Below are 20923 nucleotides of genomic sequence, written 5' to 3'. Positions count from 1 at the left end.
GAGCCACTCTGATATCCGATGGCTGCCGCGTTACGCCCATCCGGGCGCACAACGACCGTTGACGTTGATCTCGCTTGCGATCGCGGCCCTCACCGGTGCGCTCCGCCGACCAGGCGGACGGATCGCTGCATGGGCAAGGAGTCGTCTCACGTCTCCGCAACCACGTCCCGGAGAGGTCAGGAACGGCCATCGCCGTGGGGCCAGATGCGTGGCCATGTCCGGCGGTCTGCCTGCGCGAGGTCACCGCGTAACGCTGCGTGGGGAGGGCCGGTCCGCCGTGACGCGCGTTTCGACATCAGTCAACCCGCATCGTCAGCGAGGCAGATGCACCTGGAGCCAGCCGAGCCGAGCCGTACTGGGCCGACTACTTCGTTCCTGAGAAGACGCGGCTGATGAAGTCGGAACTTTCGGGAGACTTCGTCATCTCTGGCGTCACCAGCTGTTGCGGCTGCTGCGGCTCAGCCTGCAAAGCGCGCTCCTGGATCTTCCGCCGCTCGCTCATCGCCCTGCTCGCACGCGCCTGATCGTCCGACGCGTTCGGCTTGCCGACGGTGATCATGATCTTCTCGGAGACCACGGGCGGATCGAAATTTAGATGCTTGGCATCCCCGACCACCAGCTGCAGCGTATGCTTGCCGGGCGACAGTTCGATTCTCGCCTCGGTCTCGCCGGCCGCGTAGTGAATGTGCTTCTTGTCACGCGGAATCTGCTGTCCGGCTTCCATCGTCTCATCGACGTCGATCAGCAGATGGTGATGGCCACTGCCGGCGAAGTCGTCGCCGGCATGCGTCACACCCATGTTGCGCAGGCCGAAGCGGCACCAGAACGCTCCGCTCACGGTCTCGCCGTCGGACGGCGAGATGAAATACACTTTGGCATCCTTCGGAGACTTCGTGCCCTTGGCCGAGGCGATGGCCGGAACGAGGGAGATCATCAGGATGAGACAAAGTCGCACAGACAGCGTCGGCCGCATGCTGGTCCTTTATGGTGTAAGCGCGACCCGGAAACCGAGCGTGGGATGACGGATGCGGCCATCGTAGCGGTCGCGGCTGCCCGCGCGCGCATCGGCTGCGCCATTGCTCCAGGAGCCGGAGCGGATCACACGGGCGTAGCTGCCGTCATCGAGCCATGCCGCCCCGTCCGCCGGGGCTCCCTTGTAGGATTTGTGCCAATTGTCCGCGACCCACTGGGCCACTTCGCCGCCCATGTCGAACAGGCCGAACGGGTTGGCGGCGAAGCTTCCGACCTTCAGGGGTTGCGCAGCGTCGGACGCCTCGCTGGCAGTGTTGCAGCCCTTGCAGTTCGCCATGCCCGGGCGCATGCGATCCCCCCACCAATATTTGCTGCGCCGCCCGGCGCGAGCGGCGTATTCCCATTCGGCCTCGGTCGGCAGCCGGAATGCCTTGCCGGTCACCTTGGCGAGCCAGCCGAGATAGGCTTGCGCGTCGTCGTAGCTCGCATTGGTGACCGGTTGATCGTCGCTTCCAGCGGCGATGTCGGCACAGCTTCCCGCCGCGACACACGCCTTCCACTCTCCGACCGTCACCGGATATTTGCCCATCGCAAATGGCCGGATGCTGACCTGGTGAACGGGCTGCTCGGAATCGTCCTCGCCGCCCATAGCAAACGTTCCCCCGGGGATCGCGACCGTCTCGGGCACGCGCAGCTTCGGCTGCGCGCTGGCGGCATCCGCCAACACGACCGGCTTCGGGTTTCCGGCCGACGGCCCCTCGGGCAGCGGCAACGGGTCCGCGGCCTGCGGCTGGCGCATGGCAACCGGCGGTGCTGACGGCGTTCGCTGGCTCGACGGCGCCTGGGTTGACGGCGCCTGGGTTGACGGCGCGGCCGCATCCATCGTGGTTCGGCGCACCGCGACCGAGGTTGGCAACGGCTCCCTCTGCAGCGAGACGGCGGAGAGTCCAGGCGGAGCCTGGATCAGAATCTGCAGATTGCGCAGCGGCAGGAGCACACCGCCCACCGCCACCACGACCAGTGCAACGACCCCGACGGTGACCCGGATGAACGCCTTGCGGTGTTCGACAAACCGCGCAAGCAGGACGTGCAGCCGGCCGGTCCGCTCCGCTTCTTCCTGATCATCCGCGCTGTCGTCCCAGCTCGGCGGGGACAGCTTCATCGGCTGCGGAGCGATCCGCTGCGCGACGAGCGGCGCCGGCTCGTATTGTACCGCCGCCTCATGATGTTCGATGTCCGAGACGGGATCGAGCGATTGCTCCAACGCCCCGCACATCATCAGCAGCAATCCGCCGCTGCCGTTGCCGGTCCAGCGTTCCTGGATCTCGGGACATGCCACTTGATCGTCGACGTGCAGGAAACCCGGTGGGCGCATCGCACTCAGCGACACCTGCACCGAACGGCCGCAGCGCCGGCACTCCACCTTCAGCGACTCAGGCGGCAGCGTGTCCTCGGCGAGCCTGGGCGCCCGCAGCCATTGCAACGTCGAACTCTCGCTCATGCTGTCCTCGCCACGCTGCCGGTCCGTCTACTGGCCCCAATTGGCGAATGCGTCGTTGAACACGCGGTCGCCGTCGGGTCCCTTCTCGATCGACAACAGCGCCCGGTTGCCGCCCTCGTACACGATCGGGATGTCGAACCATTGCTTGCCCTTCAGAAGCAGCACGTTGCGCTTGGCATCGACCTCATTGGCCGACAACGCGACCATGAACATCCGTGGCGTGACCCTCGCGGTCTGGGTGGCCAGCGCCGTTCCGCGCTCCGCCTCCGCGCCCTTCAAACCGATGCCCCTCATGCTGCTCAGTCCCGTGGTCTGGTCCGGCCAGGCGAAGCTCAGATCCAGGACATGGCTCGCCGGCAGTTCCTGATCGTCATTCCGCCGCAGCGACAGCGTCGCCTTCATGCCGTTCTCGATCTCGATCTCGCCTTTGAGCACGGGCGCGGCGTTCACCCGTGGTCCCTTGCCCTGCTCGAGCGACCAGGTCACTTTGCCGGCGAAGCGCTTGCCTTTCGGATCCTGTGGATCCTCGTGATAGAGAAACGCCTGAGCGGTGGCCGGCGCCGCCACCGCGACACTCTGTCCGACCGTCACACGCTCTTCATTGGCCGTCGCAGGCTTTGCGTCCGGCGCAGCCTGCACAACCTCCGCCGTGCGAGGCGGCGCCTCCGCAGGCGGCGCCGGGTCGACCGCCGCTACGGTCGAGGGCGCGTTGAGATAGTCGACGGCCCGCTCCCAGGACAGCGCCGCGCCAATGACGGCCAGCAGGCCGACCGCGGCAAGGGCCATCACGCGTCGCCGCGGCAAGCGACGGCGCGGTGCTGTCGCGCTCTCGGTCGCCTGGAACGCCATCTCGACCAGAGAGCGGTGAATCCTGGACTCGGACGAGGCTGCATGCTGCTGCGGCTGCTCCGCGGCTTCCGTGCTGGCGGGCGTGTCGACGGTCGATTCCAGCGCGGCCTGCGCGACTGGAGCCGGCGGTGCCGCATTCGGCTGCGTGTCGGCCCCGGACGGCTCAGGATCCGCAGCGGCGGCGACCGGCGGGGGTTCGTCGCGCGGGGGCGGCGGCACCGGCAGCTGTTCAGGCACGGGCGGCACCGGCGGATCAGTCGCAACGACAACGGACGGTTCTAAAGCAGCGGAGCTCGACGGCTCCACTGGCACCGCTGCGGCCGAACGGCGACGGAAGATGCGGACATCCGGCGACGGCTTGCGAGCAGCGTTGGCAGACTCCTTGGCAACAGGCTCCTTTGCGAATGTCGCGTCGAATGATCTGTCATCGGCGCCCCGCTCGGCGCGGATGTGCGGGACCGGAGCCCCGATGCGGGTCCTGGCTACGGCCGGAAGCTCTGCACCGGACCGGCGGGCCAGCGAGAGATATTTGGCGACCGTGGCGATCTCCTCCTCGAGCGTATGCGGGGCAGTGGCCGGCTGGGCCGCTCGTCGTTTCGCCGAGATGTCGAGCGTCGCGACCGGCTTGGCTGGCGAGCTCGGCCGCGCGACCGGCGCCGCCATTTTGGCCGGAGGCTGCGGAGCGACCGGGCTGGCCTCGATCCCGCGCGACGGAGCGCGCAGGTTGATCACGCGATCCGGGAACAGGATCTCGGCCAGATCGCGCAGCGAGGCGTCGGGCAGCAGCAGGCGACGAAGCGCGACGGGCATGCCGCCTCGCGCCGTCTTCGGATCCTCGACGCCTATCCTTGACTCCAGGTCGCCATCGACCCGGCGGTCGCGCCGCTCGTCGCTCACCACCACCTTGCGAGCGCGCAGCATGGCCGTCAGCTCGCGCAGGTCCGAGCGCGAAGCATGATCGATGACCACGAGATCGAACGTCCCGATCCGCGCTGGAAGCAGCTCGGCGACGCGCCAGGCGGGCATGACATGGCACGGGATTTCCTCGAACCAGCCTTCCAGCGATCTGCGCGCGGCCAAGCGCAGACGGCGCGCGGCAGGACCAGAACAGGCAGAGACCATGGTGCGCATCGTCTCCCTGAAACGCTTGAGCGACTGCCTGACGGCAGCGCTGGCGTTCTGCGCGATGCCGAGGGTGGCTCGGGCGCTGATCACCGCCTCGAACAAGGCAAGCGATCGGCTTTCGAGCCGCAGGCGCTGAGCGACGAGGTCTTGCAACAGCCGACGCTCGTCGGCTCGGTCGATCCGCGCCAGCGCGGCCATGTTCCAGGCCGTCACCCAATCGGGCAGCAGCACCGGGTCCGCGGCGGTGGTTGCCGGCTCTTTCCTGATCCGATCGGCAAAATGCGGCGCACCGGCTTCGAGCACCAGCCGGCTGGCCGTCCTGACGATGCGATAATCGTCGCCGGCCCGCGCGATGGCCTCGATCGTTGCGATCAAGCCGCGCCAGCGTGTCTCAATGTCGTGCGCCTCCACCTCGGCATCGCCGATCAGCGAGAGAACGTCGGCCTGAACGGTCGTTGCCAGCTCTCCTGCACCGGCAAACAGCTCGCCCACGCGCGCCAGTTCGACGAGCGGACCGGAGACCCGCGCCATGACGCTGCGGATCGCGGCGCCAAGCGCTGTCGGCCTCCCGACATCCGCCAGCATCGCGGTGGCCTCGCTGTCCGGCACCGACATTTTGCGGCAGGCATCGACGACATTGCGGATGGCCAACGTCGCCGTCACGATCGCGGCATCGATATTCCTGACGATCCGCTCGAGATCGTCGAACGCCCGCGCAGCTTCCAGCTCGATGGCGGGAGCGCCGAGCTTGACCGCAATCGCCGTCCATCGCGTCCGCAGCGTCTGCAGATCGCGCCGCCAGAGCAGGAAGCGCCCGACATATTGCCAGTCTGCCGGCGTCGATGGCGGCAGCCCGTCCACGGTGATGGCATCGATCGCAACCCTCAACGCCCTGCGCACGCGCACAAGCGGAGTGAGGGCTTTGTCGCCGGCGGCCAGGCGCTCGACGACACGAATTGCGTCCTTCCGCGCGAACGCCTCGACCGGGACCTGCACCTGCCGCCTGGAGAATTCGGCGCCCCGGGACAGCTGAAAGGAGGCATCCCGCGCCCAGGCAACGACCTCATCGACGCTGCCGGCCATATCGCTGGCCTTGGGACCGAGCGGCGACAGCCGGGCAAGCCAGGGCTCGTCGGCAATCACGCGATGAGCCGCGACCAGCGCATCGAGGTCGACCGCCAGCCGGTTGGTCGCGTCCAGCCCGAACGCCGCAATCGCATCGAGCGCAAGATCCTCGTCGCGCCCCTCATTGGACGACAGCGCGGCCTGCTGCCGCAAATCATCGTGCAGCCGCAGGATCGACGCGACGTCGGGCAGCGCGGCAATCTCGGGCAGTTCGTCGTCGATATGCTTGAGCCGCTCGGCAAGCCGCAGCCGCGCCGCGCGCGCCTGTTCGACGGCGGCGACCACCGGGTCCGTGGCGAAGAGCAGGCAAGATGGACGGTCGGCCAACCAAGACGCGGGCGCCTGGTCCGTCGTCAGCCCTCTGATCAGATCCAACGGCAGCTCGGACGGGCCAGCGAGACGAAGATGGCGCCCGATGATGTCCGCGATCTCGCCATCAAGCGACGCGGTCTGCGTGCGCTTGGAGATGATGTCGCGTTCCAGCCGGCTGATCTGGCCGGCGAGTTCAGTCAGGTTCGTGGTATCGACGATCGACTGCAGCCGGTCGGCCAGGACTTCCGCATTTCTAAGCACGTCCTTGTCGGAGCCGGTCGAGCTGACGGAAAGCTCGCGAATGCCTGGCGGCAGCTTCTGATGCAGGAGCGTCAGCGCGGTCTCGTCGCGAGACACGACAAGAACGCGCGAGCCGAGCGCCAGATGATGGCTGACGATGTTGACGAGCGCCTGGATGCGCTCCTCGCGCCCGCTCGCCTGGATGACCACGCCGTCCGAACGCGACAGCTCGCGAACCACCTCGACGTCCTCGGACGAGGCCGGTCGCGGGAAGAACAGATCACCAAGATCGATCAGGACCGGCTTGGTCGTCGGCCCGATATTGATCGGAGCGCCGACGATGCTGGACAGATGGCGGCGCGCGCTGGCCCGGCCCAGATTGGTCGCCTGCGGCAGCAGCGCGCTCACCGCTGCGGTCAGGCAGCATTCGCTTTGCGGCGCGTGCTCGATCGCGTTCTTCAGACATTCGATGTCGCGCAGTGCGCGGCTTTCCGGCCGCCTCCGCACCGACATCGCCCAGCGCCCCGGCAAGATCGCGGCGTCGACGCCCTCACTCGAATCCGTGTCATCCAAGCCGGTGAGGCTTCGGGCCGACAACTGACCGCGCTGCGCGCCCGCTGCACTCAGGACTTGCTCGATGCCGATCGGAGTGAATGGCGACAGCTCGTCATGCTGCTCGAGCATCTCGACCAGGGTCTCAGGCTTGTCGCGCAAGACGAGTGCGGCGTCTGGCGCCAAGGCGTCAAGGGCTTTGAGGGTCACGGACGTGCCGACGAAACGCGGCCGGATCCTCACCTCGGGATCTGGCCGTGCGATGATCTCGATCTCGACCGGCCGCTCGAACAGCGGCATCTCGAAGTCCCGCCCGGCGTGGCGCCACGACGCCTGAGCCATCCCCCACACGGCCTCCTTGGTCGGATCGGCCTCCGTCGCGGCGGCGAGCTCGCGCAGCCGCTGGTGAATGGCCATGGTGCGGCGCCGTGCGCGCTCCGTATCGGCCCAGGATGTCCATGGCCCCGCGACATAGCGCTCGATCCGCTGCAGAAGATCCGGCCGCTGGTCCAGACGCAGTCGTCCAGTCCAGGCCGCGGCAGACGCGTCCTGGGATGGTGACGGCGAAAAGTCCTCAGGCCGCGCATGGCGGGCGAAGGTGAGGCGGTTCTTCTCGATCTCGCCCACCGTGACGACAACGCTCTCACGCAGCTGTGGCCGCCGATCCGGATCGGACGACGGTTCGAGCCAGGCCTCCAGATCGGAGTCGATCGGCGGCGGATCGGTCGCAACAAGAGCTTCGACGGCCAGCCACACCGGGCCATCGACATCGAAGGTGTTGAGCACGACGCCCGGCAGGCTTTCCAGCTCCCGCTGGTCCAGGGTGATACCGGGCTCCCCTGTCCATTGCTGGTCCTGGCGCTCGATCGGCGCGTCGGCAGACCGGATGATGTCGGTCAGACACCCAAGCACGTCCCGCAACGGCTCACCGACCGGCACGGTGCTGGACGCGTCCGGCCCGTCGGATCCCACTGACAAGGACTCGGACTCCGCGATCGACGTGCCACTCGCGGTGATCGCGCCGAGCAACCGCCGACCGAGTTCGGCGCTGCCGACCGGCGCGGCCCGATCGTTCGGATGATTTTCGTTAGGCCGCACATGGACCGGATGGCTCATCGCGCTAACCCCTCCCTGGACTGGGCCATGTGACTGGCCTGAGGTCGGCAAGAGGCTGACCAGCACGGACGACCCGGGCCGTGATGACGGCGCTCGGAGCGATCAAACAGCGGATACAGTCTGGGCAAGCTTTCCTCGCAGCAACGTCGATGGAACTCCCGACTCGTTGCGGAGGCGTATGGCGAAGTGAGGTCACATCTTTGACGCGACAGGTAGAGGAATGTGACGATTCTTGCCCCCGGCCGGGAGTCGGGCAAAAATCCCGGGTCTTTCCATGATGGAAATCTCCTGTAACGGCCGCGCTAGACTTGGCTTTTTCTCAAATGGACCGCGGCGCTGCGGTGATGCGAGTCACTCGCACGCGTATTTGCTAGAAGGCGTCTAAGAATACTTCTAATGGCACAGCAGAAGCGTTCTGACGCAGCGGCGCGCGCATCATTGCCGCAGAAGCGCGCGTCTCGCGCCGGGTTTTGGCCACGCCGAGAGCTGTTCTGCGGCACGTGTGGCGATGAATGTGACAGGACGCGAATGTCAGGGCGACGGCACGAGGATTTTTTCGCCGAGCACAGCGCGTGCAACGCCCTGCGCGCGACGAAGCTTTGTCTTTTGACCGAGGTGGCTGCGCCTCCGCTCGCGGCGCAGCATTCGCCGAGCAAACGCGTCGCGGGCGACCGGTTGCAATGGCCCAGCTTGAAACCCATGCTTAGCTGAAGTAGCTGTTGAGGCCGACACAGTAACGTCACGCGACGTTCCCCGATCGGTGGGACTGCAACTACATGTCTTGGCAACGGGTGAAGACGGCCGCCGCGTGTGGTGCAACGCTTCTGACACTGATAATGGCCTATTCCACTGGGCCGGTGCTGGCCCAGCCGGAAGGGCGCGAGCCGGCGACGGTCAAGCTTTCCGCAGCGCAGCAGAAGCAGGTCGGTCTGCAGACCGCGGTGCTCACGGCGGAATCCCATCCCGAGCAATTTCGGGCCTATGGCGCGGTGCTGGATGTCGCCCGCCTGACCGACCTCACCAACAGCTACGCGAATGCCCAGGCGCAGCTGCAGACGGCGCAGGCGAAGCTCGAGGTCGCAAGGCTCGCCTTCGACCGCGCCCGCGACCTGGTGCAGTCGGCAGCGATGCCGAAGAAGGACGCGGAAGCGGCTGAAGGAACGTTTCGCACCGATCAGGCCGCCCTCGCCGCCGCGGAATCGCAGGTGAAGACGTTGATGGCCACCGCGCGGCAGGAATGGGGTCCGGTGATCGGAAAGGGCATCGTCGAGCGCTCGCCGCAGGTCGTCCAGTTGATCGAACGCGAGCAGTTGCTGATCCAGGTCACGCTGCCGCCTGGCGTGTCGCTGGCCGTGCCGCCGCGCACCGCGCTCGCCCAGACGCCAGGGCGCACCGCCAATACCGATCTTCTTTACCTGTCGCCGGCGCCGCGAACCGATGCCCGCATCCAGGGTGTGAGCTATTTCTTCGTGGCCGCGGGCGACAGCGGATTGCTGCCGGGGATGAACACCACGGCCTACGTGCCGTCCGGCAAGTCATTCGACGGCGTCTTTGTCGAGGATACCGCGATCGTGCAATGGCAGGGGCGCGCCTGGGTCTATCTCCGGGCCGGCCCCGAGACGTTCAAGCGGCATCCGATCCGAACCGACCAGCCCGTTTCCGACGACGACTATGTCGTGCAGGACATTCCGCCGGGCTCCGAGATCGTTCTGCGCGGCGCGCAGGTGCTGTTGTCGGAAGAGGCCAAAAGCGAGCTTCGCGGCGGCGGCGACGATGATTGATGGCATGCGTGCGGTCGCGGGCCCGCAGGCCGCGTTGATCGCGTTCGCGATCCGCTTTCGTGGCATCGTGCTGGCGTTGGCCTGCACGATCCTGGGCTACGGACTGTTCTCACTCGGCGAGGCCAAATATGGCGTCTTCCCGGAATTCGCCCCGCCGCAGGTCTCGATCCAGACAGAAGCCCCGGGCCTCAGCCCGGAACAGGTCGAGGTGCTCGTCACCCAGCCGATCGAAACCTCGATCAACGGCTTGGCCGGCGTCGAGAGCATGCGCTCCTCGTCGATCCAGGGGCTCTCGGTTCTTTCGGTCATCTTCCAGCCCGGCACTGACGTGTTCAGGGCCCGGCAATTGGTGGCGGAGCGCCTGACCGCCATCGTCAACGGCCTGCCGCAGGGCGTGCGGGCCCCCTCGATGACCCCGCTCGTTCCGGCCGCCGGCACCGTCCTCGTCATCGGACTGACGTCGGAGCAGCGATCGTTGATGGATCTGCGCACGATCGCCGACTGGACCGTGAGTCGTCGCCTGCTCGCCGTCGCCGGCGTGGCCCAGGTCACGACCTATGGCCGGGACATCCGATCGCTGCAGGTACAGGTGCGCGCGGACGACCTGGTCCGCTTCGGCATCGGAATGAACGATGTGGTGGCCGCCGCGCGCAAGGCAACCGGTGTCCGCGGTGCCGGCTTCGTCGACACGGCCAACCAGCGTGTGATCCTGCAGACCCAGGGACAATCGCTGACACCGGAGCAACTCGCGCGAACGGTGCTGCTGCACCAAAGCGGCGCCAGCGTTGTGCTGGGCGACGTCGCAACGGTGGTGAGCGCTCCTGAGCCGCCGATCGGCGGGGCGCTCATCAACGGCAAGCCCGGCATCATGATGATGATCAGCCAGCAATATGGCGCCAACACCCGCAACGTCGCCGCGCGGGTCGAGGCTGCGCTGCAGGAGCTGCGCCCGGCGCTCGACGGCGAGAAGGTCCAGCTGCACGCCGATCTGTTTCGTCCGGCGACCTTCATCGATTCGGCGATTCAGAACGTGTTGTTCGCGTTGCTGATCGGCGGTGCGCTGGTGATCGTCGTCCTGTTCCTGTTTCTCTCCGACTGGCGCACCTCGGTGATCAGTTGCACCGCCATTCCGCTGTCGCTGTTCTCGGCGGTCCTGGCGCTGCAATGGATGGGGCAGAGCCTCGATACGATGACCCTGGGCGGCCTGGCGATCGCGATCGGCGAGGTGGTCGACGATGCGGTGATCGGCGTCGAGAACGTGGTGCGACGGCTGCGCGAGAACCGCGCGCTGCCGTCGCCGCGCGCTGCGGCGCGCGTCGTCTACGACGCCATGCTCGAGGTTCGCAGCGCCGTTGCGTATGCGACCTTCGCCGTGCTGCTGGTGTTCGTCCCCATCCTCGCACTGCCCGGTCTTGCCGGCCGGTTGTTCGGGCCGCTCGGCATCGCCTATATCCTCGCCGTGCTGGCCTCGCTCATCGTGGCCCTGACGGTGACGCCGGCTCTGGCCATGATGCTGCTGGCCGGCCACAAGCCACGCGGCGCGCCACGCGAGCCGCCGCTGGCGCGCTGGTCGCGCCATTACTATGAGCGCCTGTTGCGGCGGCTCGGCCGCTTTCCCAAGCTGGTCATGGCGACCGCCTTGCTGATCACGCTGGGAGGCGCCGGCCTCGTGCCCTGGTTCGGCGGCACCTTCCTGCCCGACCTGAAGGAAGGCCATCTGATCCTGCACGTGTCGATGCTGCCCGGCACGTCGCTCGACGAATCACTGCGCCTTGGGACGATGATCGCAGAGGCCCTGCGCGCAGTGCCCGAGGTACGCAGCGTGGCCCAGCATGCCGGCCGCGCCGAGGCCGGCATCGATACGGCCGGCACCCATTCCAGCGAGATCGAGGTCGACTTTCAGCCGGGCCTGTCCGGCAACGCGCAGGAGCTCGCCGAACGGCGTATCCGCGCCGCCCTCGCCAACTTTGCCGGCATCAACCTGTCGATCAAGACTTATCTCACGGAGCGCATCGAGGAGACCCTGTCCGGCTTCAACGCTGCCGTGGTCATCAACGTGTTCGGCCCTGATCTCGACGACCTGGAGACTGCGGCGCGCGACATTGCGCGCGAGCTCGGCGAGGTCTGGGGCGCCATCGACATCCAGCAGCAATCGCCGCCGGGCATGCCTCAGGTCAACGTCACGCTGCGCCCGACCGACCTGCAATCCTGGGGCCTCGACGCCGTCGAAGTCCTGGAGCTGATCCGCACCGCCTATCAAGGCGACGTGGTCGGCCAGGCCTATGAAGGCAACGTCGTCTTCAACGTGATCGTCAAGCTCGATCCGGAGGCGAGCGCGCGCCCGATACAGATCGGGGACATGCCGATCCGTACGCCGAGCGGCGCCTATGTGCTCCTGAAGCAAATCGCCGACGTCTACGGGACGTCGGGGCGCTATGTCGTGCTCCATCGCAATGGTCAGCGCGTTCAGACGGTGACCGCGAACGTGGCCGAGCGGGATCTCGAATCCTTCGTGGCCGCCGCCAAGAGGAAGATTGCCAAGGAGGTCAAGCTGCCGCCTGGCGCCCATGTCGAGTTCACCGGAGCCGCCGAGGCCCAGGCGAAATCGCGCCGTGATCTCGTCGTCAACGCCTCGCTGGCGACGCTCGGCATCGTGCTGCTGCTCGCGCTGGTCACCAAGCATTGGCGCAATCTCGCCTTGGTGCTGATCAATCTTCCGTTCGCGTTCGTCGGCGGCGTGGTCGCGGTCGCGCTGACCGGCGGCGTGCTGTCGCTCGGATCGATGGTGGGATTCGTGACGCTGTTTGGCATCGCGCTGCGCAACTCGATCCTGATGATTTCGCACTACGAGCACCTGGTCGCGGTCGAAGGCCGCAGCTGGAGCCTCGATCTGGCCATCCAGGGCGCGGCCGACCGGCTCGTCCCGATCCTCATGACCTCGCTGGTGACCGGCCTCGGCCTCCTGCCGCTGGCGCTCGGTGCCGGCGAGCCGGGCCGTGAAATCGAGGGACCGATGGCGATCGTCATCCTCGGCGGGCTGCTGACCTCGATGGCGCTGAACCTGCTGGTGCTGCCGACGCTGGCCGTCCGCTTCGGCCGGTTCGTGGCCGATCCTGCCAGCCCGGCCCCCGGCCTCGCCACGCCGGGGTGACGGCACCGCCGCAAGTCGCGGCCGGCAGGGCGAACGGCGTCGCGTCCGCGCGGCTGTCAATCCACTGTCATGAAAGCACAACAAAGAGGTGACGAGCTCGCAACGGCGAGCCGCCGTCGAACATGCCTCCCGCGATCCCTGGTTCTGCCCTTGCCCGACACACACCCTGCCGCCGCCACCGGGACCGATGTCGTCGGGGCTCCCCACGACACCCGCTTTACCGCGCTGACATCGGACACGGCCAACCAGCCGGCATCGCGCCGGGCGATGCCCGTCCTGATCGCGGCCTCCGGACTTGCGGGGCTCGGCTACGAGATCGTCTGGACGCGCCAACTCAGTCTCGCTTTGGGAACCGAGATGATGGCGGTGCTCGGCGCGATCGCCGGCTTCTTCGCCGGCCTGGCACTCGGGGCGTTCGTGCTGGACAGCCATATTCGTCGCGCCACCAAGCCGCACCAGGTCTATGCGGCTCTTGAAATCATCATCGGCCTATGGGGCGTCTGCGCGATCTGGCTGCTCCCGGCCAGCGCGCGGGCCTTGGCGCCGCTGCTGGGCACCGCTCCCTCGCCGGTCCTGCTATGGAGCGCCAGCTTCCTGCTGCCGACCCTGGTGCTGCTGCCGGCCACGGTCGCGATGGGCGGCACGCTGACGGCACTGGAGCGCATGATGTCCGCGGCGCAGGACGCCGGTGCCGTCAGTGCCGGCGTCTACGGCGCCAACACCGCCGGCGCAGTCGCCGGCACGCTGCTGTCCACCTTCGTGCTGATCCCGACGCTCGGCTTCGCAACGACGCTGCTGTGCCTTGCCGCGGTGAACGCGGTCTGTGCGCTGGCCGCGCTCTATCTGGGCCGGCGGCTGGCGATCGAGCCACGCGCAGGCGCCGTGCGCGGACATGCTGGGATCGGCCCGAGGCTCACGATCACCTTGTTCGCCACCGGTCTGCTTGGCATCGGCATCGAAGTGCTGGTCGTGCGCCTCGCGGCGCAGACGATGCAGGACACCGTCTACAGCTTCGCCTGCCTGTTGTCCGCCTATCTGCTGGGGACCGCCGCCGGCGGCCTCATCTGGCAGCGCCTCGGGCCGAGGATGAGGTCCGGCAAGACCGCGCTGCTCGCCGGCACCGCCTTCGCCGGGCTGGGCACGGCGCTGCTGGCTCTCTCTCTCATCGACCTTGCGGATCGCGTGGCGGACCAAGGCATTCCCGGTGAACTTGGCATCGCCCTGCTACTGTTTCTGCTGCCGGCGATGGCGATGGGCGCGCTGTTCGGCCAGCTCATGCAGGAGGTCCGCGACATCAGCGGCTCAGTCGGCTGGGCGGTCGGCATCAACAGCCTCGGCGCCGCGATCGCCCCGCTGCTCGCGGCCCAGTTGCTGATTCCAACACTCGGCACCTGGAGGGCGCTTGTGCTGGCGGCGACGGGATATCTGCTGCTGCTGCAGCCGAGCCGCGCGGCGTTGCGCTGGGCGGCCGGGCCAGCCCTGCTCGGCGCGCTGTTGCTGGCGTGGCCCGCTCCCAGCCCGGTGAAGGTGCCCCATGGCGGCAAGCTGCTGGCGCTGCGCGAAGGGCCGATGGCCACCGCGAGCGTCGTCGATGATGCCTCCGGCGCGCGCTATCTGGAGGTGAACGGGCACTTCCGCATGGGTGGCACCAGCTCCGTTCGCTCCGATTATCGCCAAGCCATGCTGCCGCTGCTGCTGCATCCGGCGCCGCGCACCGCGCTGTTCCTGGGGGTCGGCACCGGAGCGACCGTGCTCGGCGGCGCGCAGCTGCCGGGCCTCGACGTGCGCGCGGTCGAATTGTCCTCCGAGGTCGTCGCGTTGCTGCCATGGTTCGACGACGGCGCGACCAAGCAGCCAATGCCGCCGATTACGGTCGCCGATGCGCGCCGCTTCATCGTCGCGGATGGCGGACGCTACGACGTGATCGTCGCCGACCTGTTTCATCCGGCGCTGGACGGCAGCGGGGCGCTGTATACGACGGAGCATTTCGATGCGGTCAAGCAGCGGCTGGCCGCCGATGGCGTGTTCTGCCAATGGCTGCCGCTCTACCAGCTCGATGCGCCCTCGCTGCGGGCCATCATCAGGAGCTTCCTCGCCATCTTCCCGGACGGCTCAGCCTGGCTGAACCATTACAGCGTCCGCACGCCGATGCTCGCGCTGATCGGATCACGCGTCCCGCAAACGCTCGATCCCGGCCGGCTTGACGCGAAGTTCTCAGACCCGCAGCTCCGCCCTCTCCTTCAGCCGCTCGGTTTCGACCGGCCCATCGACCTGCTCGGGCAATATATCGCCGACGCCGGCGCCCTGGCGCGCTTTGCAGGTCCGGGTCCGCGCAACACCGACGATTTTCCGTTCGTCACCTTCGACGCCCGGAGCAACGTCCGCGCGCTCTCGGCGCCGCCCTGGCAGTTGCTGTTGACGGTCATCGGCCAGACGACGACCGATCCGGCCGGACTGATGCCGCAGGCGGATCGCCCCGCCTGGGACCAGCGCCTGAACGCCTATGGGCAGGCGCGCAATCGCTTCCTGCAGGCCGGCGCAGCGCTCACCGGCGACCCGCGCGGCGCGGCCTTGATCGCAGCGGCGGCGCCAGGCCTTCTCGACTCGGTCCGCCTCAGCGCCGAGTTCGAGCCGGCCTATGCGCCGCTGATGAGCATGGCCAGAGCGCTGCTCGCGTCGGACCGGCGGGGCGCGGAGCGCCTGCTCCGTGCCATCGACGCGGCGGCGCCGTCACGCGGCGAGGCGCGCGATCTGCTGACCCAGGAATTCGGCGGATGAAACAGCACAACTCGTAGAGGCGACAACCGGCGTTGCCCGAAAAGATCACGCTCTCGCGTCAGGAGTCGAAGCTGACGCGGTAGCCCCAACAGTCCAGATGATCTGGGATCGCATTGAAGGCGATCGTGATGCGCTGATCGCCCTGATTGCGCGGCACCTCATGATAGAGGTAGCTCGGAAACAGCACGAGATCGCCCGGCTCTGCCTCGGGCAGCACATATTTTCCGGCATTGAACGGTCCGACCGCCGCGCTGCGCGTATGATGGCGGAAGGAGAAGTCGCTGCCGCCGGGCGGCCGCACGAACACGGTGCGGCTGCCGGGATGCGAGGGCGTCAGATAGAAGATCCCGGAGATGAAGCTATTGGCATGGGCGTGCAAGGTCTGATTGCCGCCGGTCTCCAGCATATTCGTCCACATCTCCTTGACGGTCCAGCGCAGCTTCTCGCCGAACAGCAGCTCACCGAAATCGACCAGCTTCGGCACCGCCAGTTCGGCGATGGTCTGGAACAGATTATTGGCGCGGGGATCGGCCACTTCGGTATGAAACAATTGGCCGGAGCGCAGATTGCTCTCGATCTTCGCATTTCGGATCGCCGCCACGGCTGCATCTTTCAACTCGGTACTGAGCAGTCCCGGCGAACGCAACAGCGGAATCGGAAAAAGCGCTTCGATCTGGTCCATGCCTCAATTTCCTGCACGCGTCGTCACAATCCGACAATGTGCTGACTTGCATGACAGAGCGATGACGGTGCGCTCCGCGGACCTTTCGATCAGCGCGGCGGCACCTCATGCGCACCAAGAATGTCGAGCCGCTCACCCGACTTCAGGCTGTGAGGCCGCTCGCGTGCTTCCAACAGCGCCCGCTCGGCCTTCTCGACACAATCATCGAACTCGCCATTGCCGGCTTCGACCAGCGCCTGCTGGATGTCCCGCTCGGCGAAATAGCGCGACACGTCATCGGCCGGGAGCGCGGCGGCTTCCGCGCGCGCCTCGGCCACCGCAGCGTCGCAGGTCTCCTGCGTCGGCTCTTCCTCATTCGCCGATACAGCATTCGTGAGCGCGAGGACGGCGGCAATCGAGATCAACAGGCGAGACATCGGCGGACGAACCCAGGCAGATCCTATCAAAGACAAGAAGCGCCGGTTCGTGAACCGGCGCCGATCGCGGCGACGACCGGACGACCCTTCTCGGCCGCCCGGTCGATCAGGAGCGCTTAGTCGCGATCGAAATCGCGGTTGAACGCCCAGTAATCCCACTGACCCCACTGGCCCCACTGATCCCAATCGTGCCTGTGGTGGTGCTCATGCGCCAGCTTGCGCGCCAGCTCATGGTTCTTTTCAACCAGCAACTTCGGCGTGCCATGCGGACGGACGAAGATCGGGTTCGCATAGAACCAGACATTCGACCAGGCCTGCACGTCGTTGGTCACCCTCTTCACGCCATTGACCGTTCCGAGATGCGACGGGCACGCCGCGTCGGTGCAGCTGACATTGACGTTGTTGAGGTCGAGCAGCGGGTTGCCGGCGCTGTCGGAGACGTTCGGCGTCGCCGGCGGGATGTTGGTGCCGCGGGCGCGGATGTAGAACGGCTTCTCGCTCGCGACGAAGGAGGTCGTGAAGCTGAGGCGAACCGAACCATCCTTCAGCTTGTAGCTCTTCATCTTGGTGGCCTGGATCTGCTTGGCGATCTTGGCCGACGCATTGTAGACGATGGCCGCGCCGGCAACGCCGGCCGCATTGGCCACCGCATAGCCCGCAGCCCCCGGCGCGATCGGGCCGGTGACGTCACCGGTGATCAGATCGACATGGTCGAGATAGGGCTTGTTCAAAGGCTGCTTGATGCCGACCGGCAGCAGCAACGGGTTGTTGAAGCTGTAGGGGCTGTTGTTGGCGACCGGGACGGTCATTTCCATCTCGAGGACGATCTTCTCGCCGGGCCACACGCGCAGCGTCTCGCCCATCGTCTTCCACTCGTCATCCCACTCCCCCCTGGCGCGGAACACCATGTCGGAGCCGATGATTTGGGCATTGACCGAGTACGAGTTACCCGAGCGCATGCCGTCGATGATCGACTGCTGCGTGAAGTGCTTCTCGTTCGGAACGTAAAGACGGGTGTATTCGCCGGGGATGAAGTCCGCCGTGGTGCTGGCGTCGCGGGCGCCGTAGACGCCGCGGCTGTGCCAGTCCGAGCTCTGGAACACGAACACGTTGCGGCCTTCGCCGAGCAGACCATCCCACAGGCCGCCGACCTTGGCGGTGTAGACGCCATGCATGCCGTAGGTGCCGCCGCCGACGGCATTCGCCGTATAGGAGCCCGAACCGCCATTGATGCCGCCCTCGGCCATGTGGCCCGGCGCCTCGATGCCGAACGCCACCGTCGGGCCGGCATTGTTGAAGTCGCGGAAGTGCTCGATGTTGTAGCCCGCGGTGCCGCTCGGGTTGAACGGGCCCTGACGCTCGGTGTGGGTCGGGATGGCGTAGGACTGCAGCGGGTGGTTGGCCTGCAGCCAGGTGATACCGGCGACGGCCTTCTGGTGGCCGGCCGTGCCGGAATTGTTGACGTTGTCCTTGCCCGACCACAGCGGATTGTTGCTGGCGTCGACCGGACCGATCGCGTCGGTGTCGGCGCGGTCGAAGCGGTATTCGAACTCGGCCATCTTGTCGGCATTGCCGTAGCCGCGTGGGTTCTGGCCGGCGATCACGGCGACGTCGCCATGCTCGTGACCGGGCAGGATCCACTCCAGGCCTTCGACCAGCACCTTATTATACGTCGCGGTTCGGCTGACGATCGTCGGGTACTCGATTTCCTGGATCGACTGCCAGCGCCACATCTTGGCGTTGGTGTCGGTGCCGTTCGGCGTGCCCTTCAGCTTGGTGATGGTGATGCCGTCGATCGTCTTGCCGAGCGTCTGGCTCCAATAGGTGGTGGTGTTGTCACCCGGGATATTGGCGCTGGCATCGCTGAAGCGGCAGTCGCGGTTGCCCGAGCCGCCGTGGTTGCCGAGCGTGAACCAGTCGAGGTCGAAGTTCTTGCCACCAGCCGCCGCGGTGCCCTTGCCGACAGAACGATCGATGGAATAGCCGGCGGCCACCGAACCGTCGGTGCAGGTGTTGTGATTGTGCATGTCGCCGGCGACATACGGATTCATCTTCGCTTTCGGCTCACCCCAATATTCGCCCCAGCGTTCGCCGGCATCGGCGCTCTGCGAGAGCGCCAGCGACACCGAGGCCGCTGTCAACAAGATCTTTTTGGCAGATGGAACCATTTCGTCGCCCCTGGACGTTCAATGAGATTTCAAACACGAATCCCCAACGCATGCACGATGCGCCTCGTCATTCGTGGCGCGACCAAACCAAAACTCGGAGACAGTTTGTTGAAGGTTTTATTTTTCGTGCGCCTTGCCCCCACCAACGAGACCCGTCACGGCTCTTGCGAATTTTTTGTGACACGGCTGATTGCACGGTGACAACCGCGAGTATGCCGTTGCATATACGCGCCGCGCCTCGAGCGCGGTCGTCATTTCAAAAGAGCGTATGTCAGCACCTGCCATGTCCAATGCGGCGCAGACCTTCGAAGGCGCCTCTGCCCACGCCAATCCGCGAGACGGCCATAGCGCGTTGCCCGCGCCGGCACGAAGCTGGGGCACGGCCCTGCGCGCGCTGGCCAGAGAACCCCTGCTGCATTTCCTCGCGCTCGGCGGCCTGATCTTTGCGGCCGATGCCATTCTGCATCCGCCGGCCAAGGACGAGAAGGTCATCACCGTCACCAAGGCGCTGCGCCAGTCCTTCATCGACACGTTCGACGAGGATAAGCAGCGCACCCCGAGCGAGGCCGAACTGCAGAAGATGGTCGAGGCCTGGGTGGCCAGCGAGATCCTCTACCGCGAAGGCAAGGCGCTCGGCGTCGACCGCGGCGACGAGATGATCCGCGACCGCGTCGCGTTCAAGCTGCAATATCTGATCTTCGACCAGGTCCGCGTGCCGAAGCCGAGCGAGGAGCAGTTGCGGGCCTGGTTCACCGAAAATCACGCCCGCTTCGACGAGCCCGAGCGCGTCAGCTTTCTGATCACCCCGCCGAGCGACGAAGCAACGGCCAAGCGACACCTCGACGACATTCGCGAGCAGCGCGAGTCCGAAGAGTTGCGCGACCAGACGCGGGCGATCCTCGACCGCCCCGTACCCAGCCTGTCCGCCGCCTTCGGCGACCAGTTCGGCGAAGGCCTGCTCAAGCTGCCGACGCAGCAATGGACCGTGTTGCAGTCCAAGGATGGCTGGCACGTCGTGCGCCTCGACGCGCGCACCCCTGGCGCGCCGGCGAAATTCGAGGACCTCCGCGACGACGCCGCCAAGATCTGGCACACCGAGGAAACGCGCAAGCAGGCGTGGGAGGCAGTGAGCCGGCTCAAGGCCAACTACACGATCAGGTACGAGCCGTGACCGGCTGGCGCGTCCTGCAGGTCGTTCTGCTCGCACTCGCCGCGCTGCTGCATTCGCGTCCCGCGACGGCGCACCAGGCAACGCTCGGCGTGCTCGAATTCCGGGAGATGCGCCCCGGCGTCTTCATCGGACGCTGGACCACCCTGCCGAAAGACGGCGCCAACCGCATCGAGCTCAAGATGCCGGCACATTGCTTGCTGCGCCTGCCGGAGCTCAATTGCGGCGACAAGGGGCTGGTGGGGCAGATGACCATCGCCAATCTTGGCGAGGACATGTCGGCCGCCATCATCCGCGTGACCTCGCTGAACGGCGAGACGCGCAGCTACACGATCTCGGCGGCCAATCCGGTGGTGACGGTGCTCGGCACTGACGCGCCCACGCTGGACACCTGGCTGGAGCTCGGCAAGACCTATATCAATCTCGGCATCGATCACATTCTGCTCGGCGCCGACCACCTGCTGTTCGTGCTCGGCCTGATCTGGATCGTGCAAGGCGGCTGGCGGCTGCTCAAGACGATCACCGCCTTCACGATCGGGCACAGCGCGTCACTCGCCGCAACGGCATTCGGCTGGATCGGCGTCCCCGAGGGACCGCTCAACGCCTGCATTGCGCTCAGCATCGTGTTCGTCGGCGTCGAGATCGTCAAGCAACAGCGCGGCGAGATCGGCCTCACCGCGCGTTATCCCTGGGCCGTGGCCTTCAGCTTTGGTCTCGTGCACGGCATCGGCTTCGCGAGCGCCCTCGCCGGCCTCGGGCTGGAGCGACGCATCCTGCCGGCAGCCCTGCTCTTCTTCAACGTCGGCGTGGAAATCGGCCAGATCCTGTTCGTCCTGCTGGTGCTGGCGCTGATCTGGGCGCATCGCCGGCTTGGCGCGGTGCTGCCGAGCTGGGGCGCGGAGCTTCCCGCCTATGCGATCGGCTCCGTATCGATGTTCTGGTTCCTGGGCCGTCTGGTGCGGGTGCTGGCGCTGGCATGACGCGGAT

At 66.7% G+C, this 20923-nt stretch carries 11 protein-coding genes; 5 read left to right on the top strand and 6 right to left on the bottom strand.

The genetic code is table 11. From position 1 onward, the window contains the following. Positions 1-364: 364 nt before the first annotated feature. From HL671_RS17825 to HL671_RS17815, 3 genes are read right to left on the bottom strand one after another with little or no spacing between them, the layout of a single operon-like run. Entirely contained in the window at positions 365-973 is a 609-nt protein-coding gene (locus HL671_RS17825) for a DUF4399 domain-containing protein (protein ID WP_012041583.1), read from the bottom strand. Positions 974-982: 9 nt separating this feature from the next. After that, a complete protein-coding gene (locus HL671_RS17820; RefSeq protein ID WP_172237180.1) occupies positions 983-2473 on the bottom strand; it encodes a formylglycine-generating enzyme family protein in 1491 nt (496 codons plus the stop codon). Between the two features lie 27 nt (positions 2474-2500). Then, positions 2501-7792, bottom strand: coding sequence for a DEAD/DEAH box helicase family protein (locus tag HL671_RS17815; protein ID WP_172237171.1), 5292 nt, complete (start codon positions 7790-7792; stop codon positions 2501-2503). 836 nt (positions 7793-8628) lie between these two features. Here HL671_RS17815 and HL671_RS17810 point away from each other — a divergent pair. The 3 genes from HL671_RS17810 (at position 8629) to HL671_RS17800 (ending at position 15502) form a co-directional block, all read left to right on the top strand. Further along, positions 8629-9573 (top strand): efflux RND transporter periplasmic adaptor subunit, encoded by a 945-nt coding sequence (locus tag HL671_RS17810; protein ID WP_012041580.1) that lies wholly within the window; start codon positions 8629-8631, stop codon positions 9571-9573. Beyond that, complete coding sequence (locus HL671_RS17805; RefSeq protein WP_012041579.1) at positions 9566-12724, top strand: efflux RND transporter permease subunit; 3159 nt, start codon at positions 9566-9568, stop codon at positions 12722-12724. The genes HL671_RS17810 and HL671_RS17805 overlap by 8 nt, the downstream gene beginning before the upstream one ends. A gap of 267 nt (positions 12725-12991) precedes the next feature. Further along, complete coding sequence (locus HL671_RS17800; RefSeq protein WP_246579723.1) at positions 12992-15502, top strand: spermine/spermidine synthase domain-containing protein; 2511 nt, start codon at positions 12992-12994, stop codon at positions 15500-15502. A 58-nt stretch (positions 15503-15560) separates the two neighbouring features. Here HL671_RS17800 and HL671_RS17795 read toward each other — a convergent pair whose 3' ends face one another. The 3 genes from HL671_RS17795 to HL671_RS17785 all read right to left on the bottom strand — a co-directional run bounded on the left by HL671_RS17795 (position 15561) and on the right by HL671_RS17785 (position 18768). Then, a complete protein-coding gene (locus tag HL671_RS17795; protein WP_172237167.1) occupies positions 15561-16184 on the bottom strand; it encodes a 2OG-Fe(II) oxygenase family protein in 624 nt (207 codons plus the stop codon). A gap of 89 nt (positions 16185-16273) precedes the next feature. Then, positions 16274-16600, bottom strand: coding sequence for a hypothetical protein (locus HL671_RS17790; protein WP_012041576.1), 327 nt, complete (start codon positions 16598-16600; stop codon positions 16274-16276). A 116-nt stretch (positions 16601-16716) separates the two neighbouring features. Next, positions 16717-18768: a hypothetical protein gene (locus HL671_RS17785; protein ID WP_012041575.1), complete on the bottom strand. Its 2052-nt coding sequence runs from the start codon at positions 18766-18768 to the stop codon at positions 16717-16719. 268 nt (positions 18769-19036) lie between these two features. Here HL671_RS17785 and HL671_RS17780 point away from each other — a divergent pair, with 268 nt between their 5' ends. Continuing rightward, positions 19037-19939, top strand: coding sequence for a peptidyl-prolyl cis-trans isomerase (locus HL671_RS17780; protein WP_246579719.1), 903 nt, complete (start codon positions 19037-19039; stop codon positions 19937-19939). Continuing rightward, positions 19936-20916, top strand: a complete 981-nt coding sequence (locus HL671_RS17775) for a HupE/UreJ family protein (RefSeq protein ID WP_172237165.1) — start codon at positions 19936-19938, stop codon at positions 20914-20916. Before HL671_RS17780 ends, HL671_RS17775 begins: the two co-directional genes overlap by 4 nt. The last annotated feature ends 7 nt before the right edge of the window (positions 20917-20923 follow it).

Origin of the sequence: Bradyrhizobium denitrificans (assembly GCF_013179005.1) — a bacterium.
In the GTDB taxonomy this organism is placed as follows: Bacteria; Pseudomonadota; Alphaproteobacteria; order Rhizobiales; family Xanthobacteraceae; genus Bradyrhizobium; species Bradyrhizobium denitrificans.
Note: the sequence above shows the minus strand (reverse complement) of the source record. Positions and strands in the feature narration are given on the sequence as shown.